Source organism: Acidisphaera rubrifaciens HS-AP3, assembly GCF_000964365.1.
Lineage (GTDB): Bacteria > Pseudomonadota > Alphaproteobacteria > Acetobacterales > Acetobacteraceae > Acidisphaera > Acidisphaera rubrifaciens.
Genome location: NZ_BANB01000322.1, coordinates 1 through 1,951, shown reverse-complemented (window position 1 = coordinate 1,951; position 1,951 = coordinate 1). Strand labels below are relative to the sequence as shown.

Sequence of the window (1,951 nt, the reverse complement as noted above, 5' to 3'; positions counted from 1 at the left end):
CGCTGCCTCGCGCTTTGCCGCCCGCATGACGTCGAGTGCCACGACGTTGCTCGTGCCTTCCCAGATCGAGCCGAGATGCGCGTCGCGCACCAGCCGGGGGTCGGGCCATTCCTCGATGTAGCCGCAACCGCCGCGCACCTCCATCGCGTCGCCCGTCACCACGCGCGCGTCGCGGCAGGCGCGGAACTTGATCAGCGGCGTCAGGATACGCAGCAGCGGATAGGCGTCCGCCTCGCCCGCGTCGGAGCGGCGCAGCGCGTCGGCGGTCGCGAACATCATCGCCCGCGCCTGCTCCGCCCGCATCGCCATCTTCGCCAGCTGCCGGCGCATCAGCGCCATGTCGATCAGCCGCCGGCCGAAGGCGACGCGGTGATGAGCGACGAACAGCGCCTCGGTCACCGCACGGCGCATCAGGCCGGCGGCGCGCACGCCGTTCGACAGGCGCGAGTTGTTGACCATGTCGGCCATCTGCCGGAACCCGGCATTGATGTCGCCGACCAGCCACGCGACCGCGCCCTCCAGCCGGATCTCGCCGCTCGCCATGGAGCGGGTGCCGAGCTTGTCCTTCAGCCGCACGATCCGATAGGCGTTGGGCGTGCCGTCCGGCAGCACGCGCGGCAGCAGGAACAGGGCGACGCCCTTGATGCCCGCCGGACCGCCCTCGGGCCGCGCCAGCACCATCGCGAGGTCGGCGTCGGCGTTGGAGCAGAACCATTTGTCGCCCGCGAGCGCCCAGGTGCCGTCGCCGCGCGGGCGCGCCGTCACCGCCGTCGCGGCAATGTCCGATCCCGCGCCCTGTTCGGTCATGAACATCGCGCCCTGATGCAGCGTGTCGAGATCCTGGCTGGTCAGCGCCGGCAGGTAGCGGGCGACCAGGGCGGGATCGCCGAAGCGGCGCAGCGTGCGCGTCAGGCTGTCGGTCATGCTGACCGGGCACATGAGGCCGAACTCCGCCTGCACGAACAGGTAGGTCAGCAGGTATTTGGCGACCGGCGGCATCGGCGCGTCCCAGCCGAGCACGCCCGCGCGGTGCGACAGGGCGGCGAGGCCGTACTCGCCGAAGGCCAGCCGCTCCATCTCCCGATACGCCGGATGCGTCTCGATATGCGCCGCGTCGGCGCCGGTGCGGGTGCGCGGATGCAGCACCGGCTTGTTGCGGTCCGCCTGCCCGGCCAGGTCGTCGAGCCGCCCGCCCGCGAGCGCGCCGAGCCGGTCGAGATGCGGCGCCAGATGCGCGGCGAGGTCGGGCGGGAGGTAGAGCGCCACGAGCCGGGCGAGCTGCGGATCGGCGCGGTAGAGGTTGATGCCCCGGCTGTCGGGCACCGCCTCGGCGCCCGTGGGCGTCCCAACGGGCGTGCCAATGGGCATACCACTGGGCGCGAGGCTGCCGGCCTGTGCCGGGGCGGCGTGGTCAAGCATTGGTCATGCCTCCGTCCACGGTGATCGTCTGTCCCGTCAGATAGGTCGCCGCCGGGCCGCAGAGGAACGCGATCACCCCGGCGATCTCCTCCGGCTCGCCGTAGCGGCCGAGCGGATGGCGGTCTTCAGCGTCTCGCCGCGGCGCGCGATCAGGTCGGTGGTCATGCGGGTGCGGATCACGCCCGGGGCGACGGCGTTGACCAGCACGTCCGGCGCAAGGGCGCGCGACAGCGACCGCACGAGGCCGACCAGACCGCTCTTGGCCGCCGCATAGGCCACGTTCTCCGGCGAACCGCGGCGATAGGCGATGGAGCTTGCCAGCACGATGCGCGCCGGCAGCGCGTCGCGGTCGAGGCGGGGCAGCGCCGCGACGCAGATGTCATAGGCGTTGGTCAGGTTGGCGGCGATGGCGCGGTCCCACACGGTGCGCGCGCCGGGGTCGAGCGGGTCCGGCTCGTACAGTCCCGCGAGATGCACGAGGCTGTGGATCGGCCCGCCCGCCGCGTCGAGCGCCGCGGCACAGGCGGCGGGC

1 protein-coding gene and 1 pseudogene are annotated in these 1,951 nt (G+C 72.9%); both read right to left on the bottom strand.

Features of this window, described 5'->3' with window-relative positions:
- A partial coding sequence (locus B8460_RS10385; RefSeq protein WP_084623479.1) for an acyl-CoA dehydrogenase family protein occupies window positions 1-1,419 on the bottom strand: 1,419 nt, incomplete at its 3' end.
- Window positions 1,412-1,896 (bottom strand): annotated as a pseudogene (locus tag B8460_RS10375) (SDR family NAD(P)-dependent oxidoreductase). The pseudogene B8460_RS10375 and the gene B8460_RS10385, both read right to left, overlap by 8 nt.
- Window positions 1,897-1,951: the final 55 nt, after the last annotated feature.